Raw genomic sequence first — 20,568 nt, 5'->3', positions numbered from 1 at the left:
GAGCGTCAAATAGAAATCCACCTTTACATGTACATGCGTGCGCCAATTCTGGCCGGATCAAAGAAAGGCAGGTAGCAATATGGACAAAGTACGGTTTGGCATCATCGGCATCGGGAATATGGGCTCCTCCCATGCGTTAAGCCTGATCCACGATATTCAGGGAGCCGAGCTGACTGCGGTATGCGATACAAACCCCAAGCGGCTGCAATGGGCAAAGGAGCACCTCCCCAGCCCAGTGCTTGCATTCGGAAATCCCGATGATTTCCTGGCGTCTCGTGCGATGGATGCGGTTCTGATCGCAACGCCGCATTATAACCATCCCACCCTGGCGGTACAAGCATTTGAAAACGGTTACCATGTGTTGATCGAGAAGCCGGCCGGCGTCTACACCAAAGCGGTCCGGGAGATGAACCGCGCGGCGGAGACCTCCGGCAAGCTGTTCGGCATCATGTACAACCAGCGGACCAACCCGCTCTATGCCAAGCTGCGCGAGCTGGTGTTATCCGGGGAGCTCGGCGAGATTCGCCGAACGAATTGGATTATCACGAACTGGTACCGGTCGCAGAGCTATTACGATTCCGGCGGCTGGCGCGCCACTTGGGCCGGCGAAGGCGGCGGCGTGCTGCTCAATCAGGATCCGCACCAGCTTGACCTCTGGCAGTGGACGACCGGGATGATGCCGGCACGGATTCGCGCTTTTTGCCGCTTCGGCAAATACCGGAACATCGAGGTCGAGGATGACGTCACCGCTTATGTCGAATATGACAACGGCGCCACTGGGCTGTTCGTGACTACAACGGGCGAAGCGCCCGGAACGAATCGTTTTGAACTGACCGGGGATCGCGGAAAAATCGTCGTCGAGGATGGCAAGCTGACCTTCTGGCGGCTGCGGGTACCCGAGCCGCAGTTCAACGCGGAATTCACCGGCGGATTTGGCCAACCCGAATGCTGGAAATGCGAGATTCCGGTCAGCGAGGGTGAAGGTTCGCAGCATAAGGGCATTTTGCGGAATTTCACGAACGCCATTCTGCACGGCGAGCCGTTGCTGGCTCCGGGAGAGGAAGGCATTCACGGCTTGACGCTGTCCAATGCCATGCATTTGTCGTCCTGGACCGAGGATTGGGTGGAACTGCCGCTGGATGAAGATTTATACCACGCCAAGCTGCAAGAGAAGATCGAGGCTTCAACCTTCCGCAAAAATAGCGGAGACGGCAAAACGCTCGATGTTTCGGGTACGCATTAGCGTAGGCCTGAATTTTTAATTCCAAGGTATTTCAAGGAGGCTCAACCCGCGATGAAATTATCCGTATTTACCGTATCAACACCGGATCTCACCCCGGAGGAGTTGGTTCAGGCCGCCCGGGAAGCCGGACTCCATGGGGTGGAATGGCGATACAAGGAGATTCCGGCCGATGCAGCCGGGGAGGCGCCGTCCTACTGGCGCAATAATCTATGTTCCATTGATCCGTCTCTCCCGGACGACAAGTTGCTGCGCTTCAAGCACCTTACCGAAGACGCGGGCCTGGAGATGGTCAGCGTCACTCCCTATCTGAACCACCTCGGTCTGGAGGAGACCGAGCAAGCTTTCCACGCCGCTCGTCTGCTGGGGGCGAAGCTGATCCGCGTCGGGACCGCCGGATATGGCGATGGCACGTCTTATCCCGAGCTTTACGACAAGACTGTCCGCTATTTGAAGGAAGCCGAGCGGCTTGCCAAACAGTACGGCGTCAAAGGGGTGGTGGAGAGTCATCATTTTACCATCGCCCCTAGTGCCGGCCTGGCCCATCGGCTTGTCAGCCATTGCGATCCCGACTTCATCGGGGTGTTGTTCGACCCCGGCAACATGGTGTATGAAGGCTACGAGCAGTTCAAGATGGGACTGGAGCTGCTTGGACCTTATCTGGCCCATGTTCATATCAAAAATGCCGCTTGGATGGAAACCGGAAAGCGCAAGGACGGGACGGCCGAATGGCGCTGCGAATGGGCCCCCCTGCATAACGGAGCCGTCGATTTCGGCCGACTGCTGGCGGATTTGAAGTCCGTTCATTATGACGGCTATCTCGGCATCGAAGACTTCAGCGGCACCTGGAATTCCGGAACCATGCTTCGGCAGTTTGCACAATTCATTCATGAGCGAATTTAAGGAGGCTGTTTATCTATGCCATCGGAAGCTAACGGTCAGGTTGAATCTTTTCAGACCCGCGACGGAATGAACTATGCGCCAAAGGGCCGGCCCAATCCGGTCGTGCAGCCGGGCGAGTTCGTATTTGCCGCCGCTGCACTGGATCACGGACATATTTATGGCATGACCGGCGGATTGATCGAGGCCGGAGCGACCCTGAAATGGGTCTATGATCCGGATCCGGCCAAAGTGCAGGCATTTCTGAAATCCTATCCGCAAGCCACTCCCGCCGCCAGTCTTGAACAAATCCTTCAGGATCCGGAGGTTCGGCTCGTTGCGGCCGCAGCGGTCCCCTCCGAACGAGGCCCCTTAGGGCTGCAGGTGATGGATGCGGGCAAGGATTACTTCACGGACAAGGCGCCGTTCACCAGCCTGAAACAATTGGAGGCGGCCCGCCTGAAGGCAGAGCAGACCGGACGGATATATGCGGTTTACTACAGCGAGCGCCTGCATGTAGAATCTGCGGTTTACGCCGGGCAATTGATTCAGCAAGGCGCCATTGGCCGGGTGCTGCAAATTACCGGATTCGGTCCGCACCGGTTAAATGCCCCTTCCCGGCCGTCCTGGTTTTTTGAAAAAGACAAGTACGGCGGCATTCTCTGCGACATCGGCAGCCACCAGATCGAGCAATTTCTGTTCTACTCCGGCTGTAAGGATGCCGAGGTAGTGCACAGCAAGGTCGCCAACTATAACCATGCCGAATACCCGGAGTTGGAGGATTACGGCGACGCGACACTGGTCGGCGATAACGGAGCGACCCAATACTTCCGGGTGGATTGGTTTACGCCGGATGGACTAAGCACCTGGGGAGACGGTCGGACCTTCATTCTGGGAACGGATGGATACATCGAGCTGCGAAAATATACCGACATTGCCCGCGATGCGGAGGGAGACCATGTCTATCTGGTCAATAAGGACGGAGAACAGCATTTTGCCGTTCGCGGACAGGTGGGATTCCCTTACTTCGGAGAATTGATCCTGGATTGCATCCACCGGACCGAACAGGCGATGACCCAGGAGCATGCTTTTAAAGCCGCAGAACTCTGCCTGAAGGCACAGAACCAGGCGCTTCGTCTCACTACATCTCTATAGACAGGAAGGATGCATCATGAGAGATCAGATCGGTTCGGCCATCGTCGGTGCCGGTGCGATATCCCCTCTTCATGCCGACAGCATAGCCAAATTGAACGGAGTTCATCTGAAGATGATGGTAGACAATGATCCAGGCAAGGCCGCAGAAGCCGCCGAAAAATATCATTGTGAGGCAGCCGGCGATATGCAAACGCTACTGGACCGGGAGGATATTCAGGTCGTGCATCTATGCACGCCCCACCACCTCCACGCCGGGATGGCGATCGGCTTGCTCCGATCCGGCAAGCATGTACTCACGGAAAAGCCGATGGCTCACCATCTCCACGCTGCTGAAGCTTTGCTTCGGGAAGCAAGCCGGAGCCCGGCCCAACTGGGCATTGCTTTTCAAAACCGCTATAACGCCTCCTCCCGGAAAATCCGCGAGATCATCGACGCCGGAACGCTGGGACGTCTGCTTGGTCTTAAAGGTATCGTCACCTGGGACCGTGGCCCGGCTTATTATACCTCCAGCCCTTGGCGCGGACGTTGGGCGACCGAAGGCGGCGGCGTGCTGATTAACCAGGCGATTCATACGCTCGACCTGCTTCAATGGTTCGGCGGCGAGGTGGCTTCCATTCATGGCAGCGCAAGCACCGATGCCCTGGGCGACACCATTGAGGTTGAGGATACGGCGCATGCCCACATCCGGTTTACCAACGGGGCCCGGGCCTTGTTTTATGCCACGAACGCCTATGTCTCCAATTCTCCGGTCGAGCTGGAGCTCGTGTTCGAACAAGGAGTGCTCCAGCAGCGTAACGATTGCCTGCACCTCATCCAGCATGGCTGCGAAACTCTGCTGTGTGAGCCTCCTATCACCTTAGACGAGCAAGGTCTGGTTACGGGTAAATCCTATTGGGGCACCAGCCATCAGCTGCTGATCGAAGACTTCTACGATCATGTCCGAAGCGGGACCCGCTTCCCGATTCACGCCGGGGAAGGCATCAAAACCTTGCGGTTGATTGCCGACTTGTACGCTTCCTCCCAAGCGCAAGCCACCGAGATGAGCAAGCGGCCAACTTAATTTATTCTTGAGCAAATGAAAAAGGCACTGAAACGGCTATCCCTGCCGATTCAGAGCCTCGTCTTTTTTCTGTAATACCGTTTAAAACTCCTCGTACTCGCTCGGATCCTGTCCCCACAACCGTCCGTCTTTCCGGTTAAACGAGGCGATGACCTCCATCTCCTCCGCCGTCAGCTCAAAGTCGAAAATATCGAGATTATCTCTCTGATGCTGAAGCGAACCGGATTTCGGGATCGGAATCGACCCTAGCTGGGTATGCCAGCGCAGAATCACCTGGCCCCCCGTCTTTCCGTGAGCTTGTCCAATCTGGAGAATCTTCTCATGCTCCACAATATCATTCCCGCGCCCCAGCGGACTCCAGGATTCCGTAATGATCCCATGTTCCTTATGTTTCTCCCGCTGAACAGCCTGGTCAAAAAACGGATGCAGCTCCACCTGATTCATGCTCGGCGCCACCCCGGTCTCCTGAATCAGACGCTCCAGATGTTCGGGAAGGAAATTACTAACCCCGATCGAACGGATATACCCGCGCTTCCGGGCCTCAATCATCGCCTGCCAAGCTTCCACGTACTTGTCCTGCTTGGGATTGGGCCAGTGGATCAGATAGAGATCATAATAATCCAGATCCGCCCGGTACAGCGATTCCTCTATCGTTTCGAGCGCCTCTTTATAGGCATGGTGTCGCCCCGGCAGCTTGGAACAAATCAGCAACTCTTCCCTGGCAACGGAACTCTGCTTGATCGCTTTTCCGATAGCCCCTTCATTTTCATAATTAAAAGCCGAATCAATCAACCGATACCCCGCATTTATCGCGGCGGCCATCGCCTTAACGCCTTCTTCCCCCTTCAGACTATACGTGCCTAGCCCGATCGCGGGGACCTTTAATCCATCATTAAGCGTATATTCCGGAATCTGCCGGTTCATTTAAACAGCCTCCTTGCTGAAATGATTAAGATCTGATGACTCTATTATAAACATCTTTCAAGGGTTATTACCCATTGATGATACTAGCGGTGAGCGTACACCGTCCGTTGTTATAGAAGAGCCATTATAGTAGAATCTGATGTGATATTTTATACCGTCGTGGGAATGAAGGGAAGGCAACCATGAAGCGCATACTATCAAATATGTTAACCAGCAAACCGGATATAAGCACCATAAAAGAACAAAAGTGGGTTTTGAATACCGTGATGATTATTGGAGGCTTCCTGATTGGGGCCGGGGTCGCCGATTGCGTCATATCCATCAAACAACTGGATGTAGATCAACTGGCCCGAGGCCTGACGATCTTCAGTGCCGGCGTTACCATTTGCGTATTAGTGGATAACACCAAAGCACAAAGAGCAACCAAAAAAATCCACCAGGAAACGCAGCTCCAATTGAACAACATAGAGAAGCAACTGGAAGCGATCCAACAGTCCCAGCAGGCAACGGAGAGGGAAGTTCAGGAGATAAGAAATGCCGTCAACAAGGCTAAGCCTTGATATGAATAAAGCTGCAAAACTCCTATGAAGGAAGGCATCTCCGAATCGGATTCGCGGCTTACGACTACCACCTGACCCGGAGGTTGACCGATATAACGATTGTTACAATGCCATGACGAATGCGTTCCCTCCCAATCCCCGAATCGCTCTTGTAATGTCATTCCCCGCTGATGATACCAGCAAGTTCACTTGGACATTGCTGGCAGCCGGATGAGATCCAGTACGTCAGCACGCTCCATAACCCTCCGGATATGTAGGCAAGCCTAACCGCAAAACTCCCTTCATCGGGAGGAACCTTTCCGTTGAGCCATAAGGTTTTCGGAAACTGGTGCAAATAGTGAATATACTGCGTAAAAACGATATGTATCAAGTTATTTTTACTTAGTAACAACAGCAACCGGGCATGCTTCTCCCAAAAAGCAAAATAAACCGTGGCAACCGTCCTGAGATCCTCATAAACGTGTGCATTAAGTTCTTTAACAAACTCACCCATAATCCCGGCAATCGAATAGGCAAGAACATCCTCAATCGTTTCAAAGTTCCGGTAAAAAGTCCTTCTCGCAATTTGTGCATGGTCACATAACTTGGTAATCGTAATATCTTTATATTCTTCCTCCCGCAAAAGCCCGACAAGTCCTTGGGCAAGCATATTTTTCGAGGTGATCGATGAAGGATGGGTTTGACCTTTTCTCATGTATGTCCTCCCGGTACAAATCGGCCTATAGATTCTGTCACAAAAACAAAGGAAATGTAGCACTTGTCTGGGGATTATTGTTTAAGCACACCCTCAGGCCTATACTATACATGATTACACAATTGTGACACAATACAACGCTGCCAATTAGAAACCGGAGGAATCTATGAATAAGGGAAATTTAAGATTCAAGACCGCAATCCAACGTATCGGAACACCCTGGCATCTTTGGCTAATAGGGCTATTCTTTATATTCGTCTACGCAAACGGCATTTACGATTACTTTATGATGTTTGGATATAATGAGGCTTATTACAGCACTAAAAATTACGGCGCGAATGTATTCGAATATTTCACGGATTACCCTACTGTACCTTTAATCTTCTGGACCCTAAATGTATTCTGCGGTCTCATTGCGCCGATATTACTTTTAATCCGCTCCCGCTGGGCCGTGCAGACCTCGCTTATTTCTGCTATTTCGATATTTGCCCTAGAATTGACTACATTTGCATTTATGGATCGTTGGCATGTACTGGGGCCTTGGATATCCTTTTTTGATATAGGGATTTTAGTGATGACAGTTGGACTGTTCATTTATTGCAGTTTGATGAAGAGGCGTGGGGTATTGAGGTGAAGGCAAGTCTGACGTCAAAAACTTGAGTAGGAGGGGCTAATCCCCGTCGCTCTCACAACTTCGAACATGCCGATCTGCATATACCTCAAAGACCAAAGCCGACCCCAGCCGGAACCCTTGTGCAAAAGAAGCCGCCAGCTCCATTCCTTGAAGCTGCTGGTACAAATCGAACAAAGACTCAAGCTCTTCGAAATCCTTTTCGGAGAGCTTGCTTTTCCATGTGTCCATGGATTCGGATATTTGTCTGCTTAGTTGGCAATAATTCGGGTCTTGGGGGACGGTCGATTCACTAGGGATTAGTTTGCCGTAGTATAGAGATTCTAGAAGGGTAGGCATGGGCACCTCCGTTTTTGTTTTTATAGTAACAGAGGTGGGAGTAGGGTGTGGTACGTGGATGCGTATAGCTTAAGATAACTCAACCCAATTATTTTTTCGAATTAAAATATTCTTTGTCTACCCGTAACTGCTGCTTTAAAATCCGATTGAATAAACCTTTTCCGATCTCACCTGTCCCTTTAGAGACCGCTGATCGAAGTATCTCTCCATTAGGCAGAGTCTTTTGGTACAATTTATCTCTGCCTGTTTGCCGGATCATAACCCAACCGTCGCGCCTTAAGAAATTCTCAAGATCGCTCCAACTAGGCATGGAACATCCTTGCAACCGCATCTGTATCGTCTTCAAGCAAGACACGCAGCACATAAGGTGCATGTTTGTGGCGGTTAGGGGTATTGTAGTATTGGGCATAATTATTCTCATAGTCTATGGCATATTCAACTAAATGCCGTGCCAATTCATTTCTAAGTTCCTCCAGTGTCTCACCATCTGCAACAATGTCCTCAATTTGCTCAATAGATCCCGCATATCTTCCATCTTCATCTTGTTCATACTCAAATGTCAGCTCATAAATCGAAAGCAATTCTCTAAGCTGTTGTTTAGAGAATGCCATGATCACATCCCTATTTCTTTTAATCGCCTGAGGTTTCTCCCGAACGATTGTATCTATGAATCCGCCAAAATTGGCTCTTACATCTGTTGCATTCAGCATTGTTTGCATGTTCATCCCTCCTCACCTCCATTCTATATAATTATGTACATAATGTACACTATGTACTTCACATTTTATTCATTAACCAGAAAAAATAACCCTTAAAAATATAAAAGACACCTTTAAGGTGCCTTATTAAAATATTCTGGGTGATTGAGACCTATGTCCTCTAATATTGATCCTCTACCCGAATCCCCACTACAGGCCCCGCCAAATCTACATGCGTGTGATCTAGTTGTACTTTAACTTTGCCCATTCTACGGGCTTCGCGCCACTGCCTTAGATCCTCTTCATTCTCTAGCTTCAGTTCCGCAATTTCTCTGGCACGGTCAAACATGTACTTGCTGGTATACAGGCACGTATAGATACGTCGCCCACCTAAAGCGATCGACTGATCCCGCCGATCCCAACGTTCTATTGTAAACTTCACATACAGTTCTTCTTCCGTTCCCGGCCGTGCAGGTCGTTCGGTGATTTCTCCTCTACGGACAACTTTCCAATCCTGGACTTTGCCGAACCAGTGGATACCCGTATTACCTGGGCCTTGGAACTTCTTACGTGACTGACACATCGCAATGAACTCGATTTGGGTTAAGAGCTTGTGGTCCGCGATATTCTTAAGCGGCATATGGTAGAAACGATGTTCTAAAGCTATATCCAACTGTGACGGCCCTCTCAGCGAACCGACAAGAACATTTTTGCCTGAGAACTTGTTATAATAATATTCTTTCGTCCCACGAGGCCGGGTCGAGCGTTCATAGGCTTTTTCTGGACTGTCTTGAATCATTTCGTCCAAAAGCTGCTCCATGAGATCCGTGGCATTCGGCAACAACGGGATGGCTCCGATATTGACTAGCTGAATGCTTTTATAAAATGGATGCTCCTTATATCTCTCCTCATCCGGGTAAGGAAAAAGCACATAGGCACCAAACATACTCCGTTCGTACTCGCCGTTTCGATGATCTTTGAAGACAATCGCATCCCGGTAGCGATGCATTGTGTTAATATCCTCTTCCTCTGGACCCGGCTGTTTGTACTTTCCCCAGTAAGGAGTCCCCTCATAGGCTGGGTTTAGGCGGTACTTTGCATCAAAAATGTATTTGTACTCCACACTAGCATCATTCTTTTTTAACGTAAGCACATTATCCGGTCTTTGAGCCAAAGTTGACGTAGTGTCCCCCTTAGGGAGCGAGTTATAGAAAAGGGTAAATACCTCTCCATTTCGTGTATTTCGATAGACCATTTTGGCCTTTTGCCCGCGATCCAGCGTGACAAATAAACCATTCCGATTCACCTTGATCAGATCTTGGCTCACGAGCTCATATTTACGATGCAATAACTCATGGATTTTTAGGAAGCACCAATATTCGTAAAGCTGCGCCAAGTCTTTCATCGATAAACGGAATAGATCCCCTTGAATCGAAAGGCCCTTCATCAACAAGAGATAAATCCGGTATACCTCCCGATAGCCCGGAGCCATTTGCAGCACGAGGGTTAAGGAAGCCTGCTTCATATCCCCAACGATTAAAAAATCATGCTTCAACAGTCGTTGTAACTGCGAACCCATGAAATCAATTTTCTTTAAGAGCACGGAATCCGGGTTTCCCCTTTTTGCCGCATGCATACGGATCTCCTTTAATTTCGAGGATATGCGAAGCAACGCCCAGCGAATGAAACGGTTCTCCACCGTATCAAAATCCATATAACGCCTGGTTTCAAGCACATGAGTAGGTTGTTGCTGCCCTTGAACAAAAAGCTCCGGCCTTTTGCGCAAAAAGGCTATATTCTCCTTCCCCACTCTCCTCGCTCTCGAAGCCTCCACTTTGCGGGATTCACTTCTCATTTTGTAATGGGGAGCACTTTTGATGCGATCGACGCTTTGCATTAACTGCTGAAAAACTTGCTGCAATATCGTGAAAAACTCCGTCACGCTCTGATGCCGGGTCTCCCGTAATCCAGTCAGATGATAAGTCTTGCGCAAAAAATCAAAAGAAAGATTATAGATTTGCTCATTGACCTCACGCAAAATCACTTCATAATCCCGCTTATAATCCATTTTAGAGGGAAACACTTCGATTTGCAGCTTGATAAGCACCTCTCCATGAAGGCGAAGTTCTAGCTCAGTCAGTCCCACTTCATTTTGAAAATTTAACACCCCAGACAGTAGCATTTTCCCCAAGGGTTTAATAGCTTGCCGAAGATGCATATTCTCATGAAAAAAGATGAACGGTAGATCCTGCTTCTTTTCCACGATGAGTTCGTAAGCTTGCGTTTCGTAAAATAAAGGCTCTGTCTGACCCGCACCGCCATCCCATGGTTGAAGACCTAACGTTTGATGAGAAAAGACTTGCATTGAGCTAATTCCCACTTTAGTAGAAGGAAGCTCGACGCGAAAATGGGCATCAGCCCACACATCCCCGGCCTGACGATGAAGCTGCAAAGTCTCTACGGTCGGATGAAACGGCTTCCCCTGAATATATAAATTAAACAGGTTCGTCTCGATCCTTAGAAGCTCTACCGGAGCATTACGATAACCAGTAAGAGGTGAATCCATCTTCTTCTAGCCTCCGTAACATAGAAGCGATTTTTCTTGCGCTTTGAGGATACTCGGCCTGAGTAATAAGTTTATGTAATTTACCCTCATCAAAAAGCAAGTCTACATTTTCTAAATACTCATTGATTACAAAAGAGGAGCCTACACACTCTCTCATCAATTTCAAAAGAACCCTTCTTATTGAAGCGCTGCTACCTTGAATGCGTGGCAGTATTTTTTGGAGCAGTTGGTGATCAAACGCCTCATTTTCGGAAAACAACTCGTATCGCTGACTATACAGCATATAGAAACATACGGCATCCCGAATCCGAAACCCTACATGGGCATGGATTTCTTCTAAAATGCTATTGATTTGCACTAAGGTGTTAGTTGTTCTAGTTATAAGCGGTTTCGATTCGACACCGTAGGCATCCACTAGTTGAAGATAGTCGCTTCTTAGGAACTGATTTGGAGTAAACTCAGGACTTAATGCCATCCCTAGTTCCTCATCCGGAAATTGAGCTAAAAAGATATCATTAAACTCAATCGTATTCGCTCGGTCCAGCACCTTTTTGCTAAAAGGATGCGTCGTCTCGTCCATATTAACCGTTCCAATTAAATAGACATTCTCGGGAATCGACAAATTACCGTAGACCACTTGATCCTCTTCCTGGACAAGGGAATTGTCGTGAATGATCGGAGCAGTAACAATGCTGCCATCCTGCCATTCCTGTGTCTCGAGAATGCTGAGCATGTCACTGAAATAATGCTCCACTCTAGCCAAGTTCATCTCATCAAGACATATGAAATAAGGCTTATTGAGGTTTTGCGAAGCTTCCAATAACACCTCAGTTACACGACCTGGACGAAACTTACCTGACAAATCACTGTAGCCAACTAAATCCGAAGGATCACTCCAATCCGGCCGAACAGGAATTAATGTGAATTGGCCATTTTGTGTAGTAGCTCCCATCGCCTCTGCGAAAAGTTTGATCAACTTGGTTTTCCCCGTTCCAGAGACCCCAGCTAGGATTGCGAAGGGTTTGGTTTTGAGGGAGAGGTAGAAGTTTTCTATCAACCCTGGAGGATAAGCGAAACCTTTGTGCTGAATGTAAGATTTTATGTATTCGATCCGCTCGCGGATTGCCTGTTCATCCATGATCTCTTCCACCGTTTCCAAAGAGTATTCAGGATCGTCTACCTGATCTGTTTGAAGTAACCGATCAACATACTCTTGATAAGTCGCCATCAATTGTTCTAAATCAGCAACTAATTGATCATCGTTCGGAATATTAGACGCATAATACCGCTTATAAGCGGCAGTAGATACTTGGTAGTCACGACCCAAGCCAGCAGAAGTAAGATGGATATCCTCATCTGTAGAAAAACCTTCAAAATTCAGGCCTTCTCTTAGTTCAAGTACCTTTTGTTCTAAGAAAGCATAGCCTTCCCTTTTTCCTAGATCAGTTTTTGGTTTAGTCACTCCCTGGTTAAAAGTCAAGTAAACCGCGCTCATGTCCTCCGCAAATAAGTAAACAATATATTCCCCGTACTGTGTAGACTTCGTAACTCGCGTATCCATGAGTGCTATCCATGGCACCCCCGCCCAATTCCCCTTCCCAACCGAGCCTTGAATTCGGATATGCTCAGAAACAAAAGGAAGTAATCGAAGCTGTTCCGGTAGTATTTTTCTGAATAAAGCACCTAAAGGATGATTAGCAAAGGATTCAGACTTAGCCTCGTGGTATGTATGTAAGATATGGTCTAAGCTCTCTTTAAGCGAGAAGCCCAATCCCTGCTCAGACCCAAGGTGACTATGATACAATTCTAATTCTCGATTAGCATAATCCTGAAGTTCCGGCAATACCTCTGCCCCCTTTGACCAAACCGACTCTGCAAATGTCAAAAAAGCCCCACCCGCTTGTTTAATTACAATCGAACGAAGCGCCTCTATTGGAGTCTCTAGAAGAGATTTTACTTGGGATATGCTCATGAGTTCCCACCGGACTGCTACTCTAGGTGGCGATGAATCTACGGCAAGGTTATTGGCCTCTCTATGTTGATAGTAAGTTAAGAACCGTCTTGCAACATCGTCTAGCTTAAGACTTTGATCCTGTGTTTCCTTCCACGTATCAATCATCGCAAGCACAAGGACCATTTTGTAGGATTTTTGCTTGTTGCGGAATATAGTTGAAAGTTCGACTGGAAGTGACATGCTTTGCCCTCCGGGATAGTGATAGGTATATTATAGCGGAAAATGATGGGTGAGAAGAAATGATATCATGGACTAATTATACCTAGTCATAACACTCTAACCATCTTTATTCTCCATATTACTATATAATTTAGAGAGTTAATTAGGAGATCTCTCGAAGGCCTTATTCATCTGATGTTGAATTACATTTTTTACTGAATGTTATACGAATGGATTATAATGAAATCACCAAGAATAAGTAGAGTAACCCTAGGTGGTTGTTTCACCCTTAACATGGACTATAAAGCAAAAAAAGTGCCAGTACACGAGCTGTCCTTATCATTATTACTCGATGTCATCATATGGTTACCTCCCTCTTCCATCCGAACTATAAATTACATAACTAACGAAACAACTCAAAGAGTTGACAGATTCAGACGGCCATACTTCAACCAAATTATTTAAAAATTTATATATCCGACCCTCTGTAAGATAGAACCTCTGACTGATTGCTGCAATTGGATATATGTTTTTTCAGATAAAAAAAGCCTTGTTTAGGACAAGACTTTTTTTGATGATTTTGAATTTCTACGTTCGAGTGCCCAGTATTCAAAAATGAAAGAGTGACCAAAAATATGACAATACATTTTCTCAACAGTTATTTCACATTAATATTCAATTGCACTGTTGACATTAAAGCTGAAACCTTTTTTATCACTGGCCTTAGAGGAGTAAAGGCAACTGTAACACGTACACGCATATCTCTTTTTAAGATTAGTCCGTGATATTTTGATGATGGGCAATAAATATCAGGAAAACCAGCAATAAATAAATAGGAGTACCTGTCACCCACATATTTAACTACTGCATCATACTCAAAGTTTTTTTCGAGGCGATCCTCTGGATCAAATAGTATCATACGAGCATTTGAAAATTCTCTCTTTACTGATTCATAAAAAACATCTTCAGCTTTAGTAAATTCCTTATTAAGGAACAGCAATCCCCCTAAAGTTGCAACAAAGAGAGGATCTGAATATCCATAAAGTGTACTTTGACTTAAAATTGCAATTGCGCTCTCCAAACTCCCGCCAGCTCTAATTATTGTAAAAGCGTACTCAATACTAGGTCTATACTCATCAGGATTCTCTCTAACCAGAATTGAAAGTATTGACTTACTTTTTTCAAACTCATTGTTTAAATTGTATGCTTTTGCAAGTAAATATCTTGCAATAATGCTTCCTGGTGCATTTGCTACAGCATTTTCTAATGAGCGGATACGTGCAAAGTGATCTCTAATAAATGAATCAATATTAGCAGATTCTATCCATAGGCCTTCTTTATTCCTTACTTTTTTCAAGCCCTCATTTATTATATTTTCTGCCTTACCAATATATACGGTTCTTTGTTCCTCATCATTTACCTTTTTAGCCCATGCTAAGTAAAGTTGCGCTAAACCTTGATAACAATATTCATCGTTAGAATTCATTTTTAAACCAGTATAATATGCATCTTCACTTTGGAGCAGTCTTCTCTTTCCAATTTCTTCACTTTCTGAGCTTTGCACCATCTGATGCAGAATGTAACCTTTCGTATGATAGAGAACGCGAAGTTTTCCATTCATTTTTATGGCATCTTCTATTAAAGTTAATGCCGTAGTATCAATATCTTCGCGAAGATACATTCTAGCAAAGTGCTGCCTCACATATGGATTGTCTGGGTCCTTTCTACAAGCCTTTTCAAAAAATTGAATTTTGCTTTCTAAAGTTCTTAAAGAGTCAATGAAACGTTCAGACCTAATAAAACTTTCAAATGCAAATTTATCAACCCTATGAAGTATGTTCATATGGTCTAATGATTGATGTATTAATATGTCCTTATTTGATGCTTCCAAACACCTATCCCAAACGATTCCTGCAATTAATCTATGGCGCGTTCTTAATGCATATTCACCATTCATTTCGTCAATACATTCGTTAACTATAACCCCATCCAAAAAGCCTTTTATTCTATCAAACAACTCAATTACCGTTACATCTAGTAATTTTGCCAACAGTTCAACTCTTATAAGTGCTCCATGCTGATTAAAACAGCAAACAGTTGAGTAAACTTTCTTAGCAAATTCATCTTTAATTCCATAATATTCATCTTCAATAATTGCCTCTATTTTTCTATTTTCAGTAGCTTCTCTGATTGCAACTAATAATTCTCTTTGATAATTTCTCTTTATTGATGCAATTTGATGCTCTCTAGTTAGATACTCCAATCTGTTTAGTTCATTGTGTCTTCCTAAAAAATCAAGTAATCCTTCAACTTCGCTATCACTTAAGGGGAGTATATCAAAACTATCACCAGTAACAGTAGGTTTAGCCTGTCTCCACTCATTTATTCGATCACCTAAAACTAGTAACACAGATTTTTTTGATTCCCTTGCCTGCTGTATGATATTTCTTATGGTCTGGGTGTGATCAGAGGCATTATCAATAAAAAAAACACTCTTTTCAGAACTTAGCGAAAGAGCATAGAAAATATCTCCTTCACGGAGTTCAAGATTAGTTTTATGAAAATATACTTCTGCTGCCTTATCTTTTACTAACCTACTTGCTAAAGTCATAAGTAAAGTTGTTGTGCCGTAACCAGCAGAACCCGAAACAATGCAATTTTTCACGCTTTTCTTTGTATCTGTTACATAGTCAAGTATTGAGAAATACACTTCCTCTTCAATATCTCTTTTGAAATAAGTATCATTAAATACTAAATCCCAAGATGGCTTGTCTCCTCGTACATAACTAGTAACATCAGGCTTTGCATTACTTAAGTTAACTTGATTTAAATATTCCCAAGAAGATAACAGTCGCAAGACAGCAACCGCATTTTCTTTATAATGTGAAACAAGATTACTGGGTATTTTTGACTCATGAGTTACTATACTTGAATCATGATTTATATTTGTTTCGATTTGAATGCTAGCATCCATTACAAAATCATCAAATTTCTGTGGAATCGTAACTAAATTTCTTGCCCTTAAGATCTCAATATCTACTTCTGAAGTAAATGGATCAACTCTATATGATAATGGAGGGGACTCTGGATAAAATTCCTCCTCGATATCAGACAAAACTAAGTTCCAATTCGAATCATTATGAGAATATCCTATATATAAAACACAAGAAGCAGCCATGTAATGTTTCAACTGTTCAAACATCATCTTCCTTTGATCTTTATATTTTACATAATCGTGTTGTGTAATAATAATATCTGGTGAAGTAGCCTCAAATAATGCCCCGTGTAAATGAAATATAGGGACCTCAAAATCTGAATTGAAATGCTTTATACCTGTTGAACGCGTAATTGTTACATAGTTTTGAAGTGGTGACTCGTGTAAGTTATACGCTTTTTGAATCGTATTATCATAATTTGTTGTAAATATCGCTTTCCACTTAATTGCCGGTATCCACATCATGTATTTATCAGGAACTGCTTCAACCAAACATTCCTGTATAAATGAGACTAATTCTTTCCTGCCTTTCTTCTTTACCTCAATATATTGTGAGACTTTTGACAAATCATAGTATCCATTTACTGGAACGTCAAACTTCTCTGCTAACATTTGTGCCAGTTTATTTGCATCAGGAATGTTATTTCCATTTTGATCAAACATATGATATCCCATGCCAGCTCCGACAAACAATACACATGAACCATTTTCTAAGGCCTGTTTTAAAGGAAATGCGATATCCATAATTATCCCCTTTTTATTTGATCTATATGCTTTTAACATGTTGTCTTTAAGGAATTAATAAAAATTTCCCTGGCGCTATGTAAACAGTTCGACAATTTCCTTCAATTACCTTTTCAAAGATTAAAAAAACACCTCACCTTGGGGCTGCGATACGAATAGTAGGTATCTTGTCGTCAATTAGCTGCTCAGCATCATCTTAAATGTATCGGATGCATATAAGCCTTTTTCTACAGACGTAGATAAAGCCTCAGTCATTGCAAATCCAAATATTCATAAGTGAATTATTATTAAAAAAATCCAAGTTCTAGGAGAAATTATTGGGGCAAGCTCATAAAATGTACACTTTCCTAAATTTCTAAAGGAATACAAAGCCAAGGAGGTTATAGTATAGTAATGAAAGTGGACAATACATGTTCGAATTAATAATAAAAAGATAAGTAAGCGCAGATAAAGCGATACTAACTAAAGAATAAAGACCTTCCACTTTCGCTAGAATTAATGACATTCTTAACTATTAAGTAAACTAGTGCCTCTAAAAAACAACGTAGTAGATCGAATAGTCTTATACACGTTACACCTAATATCAGGAAAAATCCAGAAAATTAATACTTATTTAACTTGTTCTCTTTTTTACTTTCCTTCTGCCTCAGCAATTACTAGCCTGCTTTTAATAGACTCTGCAATCGATCTAAAATTTCACCTTCCTTCATTACAGGTATAGCATGTTTCCTGCATTCGTTGGCTTGACCTACAAGTTGACTTATATAATCATTAATGGTTACATTTTTCCTATAAATAATCTCTTTAACTCTTAAAGCATAGCGTCGAGAATGTTCACCATTATTGATTAAATATTCATATTCTTTGTCTGATAAATGCAATACTAAAAACTCAATTATTCCATCACACAAATAATTGTTATTTAGTAAGGCATTAAATTCCCTTTCTGAGAATTTAAAAAAACGATTAATAAAAAATATTCTGAAGTCATTTTCAAATACTAAATGTCTTTTTAAATAACATATATTCTCACAAAATAGAAGCAGATGGCTAGAAAAAAACTCTATATTCAAGAGATGAGGCGTTCGAAGAACGTCTCTAAGAAAATCAATTGTCCAATCTTGATGTGTTAATGAATGAATTTTGCTAAAATCAAAATCATAAAAGCCAGTAAGGTAGTAACGATAGTCTGAAAAAATATAATTAAATTCAATCAATTTCACATATGTCATATTTTTTGACAAGCATTCATTTACAATAATCTCATTTAAGTTTTTAATTTTTCTGTGATGAAAAATCCATCTAATTAAATCATCTTCTATTTTATGACCTATATTTCCAATGTTTTTAATTGTATGACACACAAAGTCTACAAGATCAGAAGTAAAAACTTCGTTTTGCTGATTACTAGTTGCGATTTCTTTTAAGAAAGGAACATCACTTTGCCATTTCCATGAAGTACTTGGATAGAGCAAATGATAAAAAATAATAGATACCCTATATTTGTAATCCAATTGTTTCACCATAAAATTAACATATTTTTTGTTTTGATCCGTGTATTCCAAATCAATAATATATTCGTAAATAAATGCACTTAAACATTCATTCATGTATACTTTATTAAAATTTGATCGAAGTGATTTCCAAAATCGAGAATAAGCTCTTTTCTTAAGCTCATCCACATAACTTTTATAATAATCTAAAAGATTTGTTAAATACCTATCATAGCTACTGACTAACTTTTTTTCATAATGATTCATCTGAAATTCTTTGGACCGTTCAACTTTTTCAATAACAACGAATCCCTTTCTATGAATCATATTTTGGTGCAGCAATTCAATGTCCTCATAAGAGGAAAGGCTCTTAATGATAATAGCTGGCACCTCAAAATAAGTACATTCGTCAAAAATTCTATCATTGTGCGTAGAATAGACTTTAACCAGTTTATTAATGAAAGAGTCATCTTGTTCCGAATGAAATTCATTTAAAGTCGCACTGACACTTTTATCATGTAACTCATAAATCATTAATAAATCCCGTATGTTCAACTCGATATCACGGTTATCAATTTCATAGTACAAGTCATTAAAAAATTTGTGTAAGTAATGAGGGGTGTAAATATCTCGTTTTTTTTGCAACAATGGGAATTTATTAACCATCACCCATTCATATCCCAAGTTATGTGTATTTGAATCAAAAACTCCCCTTAGAACTCCCATGAGCATTTTTGATTGCTCTTCCTTAGGTAACTTATCTAGATCTCTGAAAAGACTTTTAAGAAAAAATTGAGATGTACGATCTTCATATGATAAATCGAGCAATTGTTTATAGTTTTCTATCACCTCCTCTTCAATTTTCCGCTCAAGAAATGTAACCCGACGTTCCTGAACAGAATACATTGTTTTCATACCATTTAAGCTTCGTATAAATAAATGCACATAGAGAATATAAATAACAACTATGCACACTTGCCAAAAAGCCTCAGCAAAACTACCATTTAAGTGCCCTCTATTTATTATCACAAGAATTGCTCTACTCAAAAATGGATAAACAACGGCGTATATTAAAAGCAATTTAAATACACCAGATCTAAACATCCCAAATCCTAAGCGTTCCATAAATAACATTCTAGTGATGCTTTGTCCCCAGTATTTATCTTGTTGACTTTGAAGGGCATAACTAATTGTAAACTGTAAAAAGGTGTAAAGAATCCCGTATAAAGCTAAAATACTGATAACAAGTGCGTTGTAATTCTCTTTAGCACCAAATTGAATAAAACTATACTTTTGTTGAATCGCTACAAATATAGAAATTAATCCAAAAGGCAAAATTACCTTTCTAACAAATATCAATACAATCGATTTGGAGATAAGTTTTCTACATTTACTATTTAAAAATCTAAATTTTATGAGTGTATAAATAGGTCTAACAAATAAATTGAATATAGTAATAGTGATTATTACAAAAAAAGCTAATTTGATGTTGTCTTCAATAAATTTCAACATATCCATGATACTTTCTCTCCTTAGTTTATCAATATATCCTTACTGTAGAATAAGCTTAGAAAGTTTAATGTAGAAAGTAATTGAATTAAGTCACTTTCTAATATTACATTTGGAGATGATGAGAGCAGTGAACCTGGCATACCCCAGGCCGAAGACTGCCTAGTCCTCGGTCTTTTTCTTTATGGCCGTCGTTCTATCCGCACAAAAAAACACCGACCGCATGGGTCCGTGTTTTGGGCAACGCCATTATCCCTACCTTTTCAACTTCAACAACTGTACATATACAAAAAGTACGATCACCATGGAAGACGGCAACATTAACGGCTGCATAAGATTGCCGATCGGCATGGAAGTAGCCAGATAAACAATGAAATTTATAAGGGCAATTCCCATAAACAAGGCGGCATTCAACCCTAAAAAGCGCAGTGAGATCTTGTTGTTTTTTAGCGTGTAAATATGAACGACAATAAAGGCTATTACGAATACAGCAAAAACAATTCCTCAAAGGAAGTTACCCACGTTCCAAGGTGTTGAATGGCTTCGACATCTTCCTGCATTATACGGCTTTTGGATTCCCAATAGTCGGATATTTAGATGAAAGTTGTCCAGCATTACATAAGCATAAAACACAAGTGTCATTAAAATAAGATAGCTGGTTTGAATCGACCGAGTTCTCTTTTCGATACTTTCGGAGAAAGAAAACAACTCGTTCCCTCTTAAGACTGAAATACTAATCTACTCAATATTTATTTTAGCATGCAAAATCCTGATTTTGGAATTAAAAAAGACACCTGCGTAGGCAAGCGTCTTCTGCATATATTATTAGGATGGCAAAGACTGTTCAAAAAAACAACTCGCCACCGCAAGATGCTAAGAGTGTTCGTCAAAGATATAATTCAGCACTA

At 42.8% G+C, this 20,568-nt stretch carries 15 protein-coding genes; 6 read left to right on the top strand and 9 right to left on the bottom strand.

The annotated features are described in order from the left end of the window. Positions 1–79: 79 nt before the first annotated feature. The 4 genes from DFP94_RS16060 to DFP94_RS16045 are packed head-to-tail and all read left to right on the top strand — an operon-like array spanning position 80 to position 4,334. Entirely contained in the window at positions 80–1,243 is a 1,164-nt protein-coding gene (locus DFP94_RS16060; RefSeq protein ID WP_114497475.1) for a Gfo/Idh/MocA family protein, read from the top strand. 51 nt (positions 1,244–1,294) lie between these two features. Next, complete coding sequence (locus DFP94_RS16055) at positions 1,295–2,143, top strand: sugar phosphate isomerase/epimerase family protein (RefSeq protein WP_114497474.1); 849 nt, start codon at positions 1,295–1,297, stop codon at positions 2,141–2,143. A 15-nt stretch (positions 2,144–2,158) separates the two neighbouring features. After that, positions 2,159–3,274, top strand: a complete 1,116-nt coding sequence (locus DFP94_RS16050; protein ID WP_114497473.1) for a Gfo/Idh/MocA family protein — start codon at positions 2,159–2,161, stop codon at positions 3,272–3,274. 16 nt (positions 3,275–3,290) lie between these two features. Next, positions 3,291–4,334 carry a Gfo/Idh/MocA family protein gene (locus DFP94_RS16045; RefSeq protein WP_114497472.1) on the top strand — a complete coding sequence of 348 codons (1,044 nt, stop codon included), beginning with the start codon at positions 3,291–3,293 and terminating at the stop codon, positions 4,332–4,334. Between the two features lie 81 nt (positions 4,335–4,415). Here DFP94_RS16045 and DFP94_RS16040 read toward each other — a convergent pair whose 3' ends face one another. Beyond that, positions 4,416–5,258, bottom strand: coding sequence for an aldo/keto reductase (locus tag DFP94_RS16040; protein WP_114497471.1), 843 nt, complete (start codon positions 5,256–5,258; stop codon positions 4,416–4,418). Positions 5,259–5,440: 182 nt separating this feature from the next. Here DFP94_RS16040 and DFP94_RS16035 point away from each other — a divergent pair, with 182 nt between their 5' ends. After that, the gene (locus DFP94_RS16035) at positions 5,441–5,818 is read left to right on the top strand and encodes a hypothetical protein (protein WP_114497470.1); all 378 of its coding nucleotides are present in this window, start codon (positions 5,441–5,443) and stop codon (positions 5,816–5,818) included. Positions 5,819–5,975: 157 nt separating this feature from the next. Here DFP94_RS16035 and DFP94_RS16030 read toward each other — a convergent pair whose 3' ends face one another. Then, positions 5,976–6,512: a TetR/AcrR family transcriptional regulator gene (locus DFP94_RS16030; protein ID WP_114497469.1), complete on the bottom strand. Its 537-nt coding sequence runs from the start codon at positions 6,510–6,512 to the stop codon at positions 5,976–5,978. 166 nt (positions 6,513–6,678) lie between these two features. Here DFP94_RS16030 and DFP94_RS16025 point away from each other — a divergent pair, with 166 nt between their 5' ends. Next, on the top strand, positions 6,679–7,146 hold the full coding sequence (locus tag DFP94_RS16025) for a hypothetical protein (protein ID WP_114497468.1): 468 nt from the start codon (positions 6,679–6,681) through the stop codon (positions 7,144–7,146). Between the two features lie 36 nt (positions 7,147–7,182). Here the strand turns inward: DFP94_RS16025 and DFP94_RS16020 are convergent, their stop codons facing one another. The 7 genes from DFP94_RS16020 to DFP94_RS15990 form a co-directional block, all read right to left on the bottom strand. Then, positions 7,183–7,482 carry a DUF6809 family protein gene (locus DFP94_RS16020; RefSeq protein WP_114497467.1) on the bottom strand — a complete coding sequence of 100 codons (300 nt, stop codon included), beginning with the start codon at positions 7,480–7,482 and terminating at the stop codon, positions 7,183–7,185. Positions 7,483–7,570: 88 nt separating this feature from the next. Next, complete coding sequence (locus DFP94_RS16015; RefSeq protein ID WP_114497466.1) at positions 7,571–7,792, bottom strand: type II toxin-antitoxin system HicA family toxin; 222 nt, start codon at positions 7,790–7,792, stop codon at positions 7,571–7,573. Continuing rightward, the gene (locus DFP94_RS16010; RefSeq protein WP_114497465.1) at positions 7,785–8,201 is read right to left on the bottom strand and encodes a hypothetical protein; all 417 of its coding nucleotides are present in this window, start codon (positions 8,199–8,201) and stop codon (positions 7,785–7,787) included. The genes DFP94_RS16015 and DFP94_RS16010 overlap by 8 nt, the downstream gene beginning before the upstream one ends. A gap of 160 nt (positions 8,202–8,361) precedes the next feature. Then, positions 8,362–10,746, bottom strand: a complete 2,385-nt coding sequence (locus DFP94_RS16005; protein WP_114497464.1) for a restriction endonuclease-like protein — start codon at positions 10,744–10,746, stop codon at positions 8,362–8,364. Then, positions 10,718–12,940 carry an McrB family protein gene (locus tag DFP94_RS16000; RefSeq protein WP_114497463.1) on the bottom strand — a complete coding sequence of 741 codons (2,223 nt, stop codon included), beginning with the start codon at positions 12,938–12,940 and terminating at the stop codon, positions 10,718–10,720. Before DFP94_RS16000 ends, DFP94_RS16005 begins: the two co-directional genes overlap by 29 nt. 637 nt (positions 12,941–13,577) lie before the next feature. Further along, positions 13,578–16,658, bottom strand: coding sequence for a P-loop NTPase (locus tag DFP94_RS15995; protein ID WP_181873175.1), 3,081 nt, complete (start codon positions 16,656–16,658; stop codon positions 13,578–13,580). Positions 16,659–17,314: 656 nt separating this feature from the next. Continuing rightward, positions 17,315–19,669 carry a hypothetical protein gene (locus DFP94_RS15990; protein WP_114497461.1) on the bottom strand — a complete coding sequence of 785 codons (2,355 nt, stop codon included), beginning with the start codon at positions 19,667–19,669 and terminating at the stop codon, positions 17,315–17,317. Positions 19,670–20,568 lie beyond the last annotated feature (899 nt).

The organism is Fontibacillus phaseoli (assembly GCF_003337355.1).
Lineage (GTDB): Bacteria > Bacillota > Bacilli > Paenibacillales > Paenibacillaceae > Fontibacillus > Fontibacillus phaseoli.
Note: the sequence above shows the minus strand (reverse complement) of the source record. Positions and strands in the feature narration are given on the sequence as shown.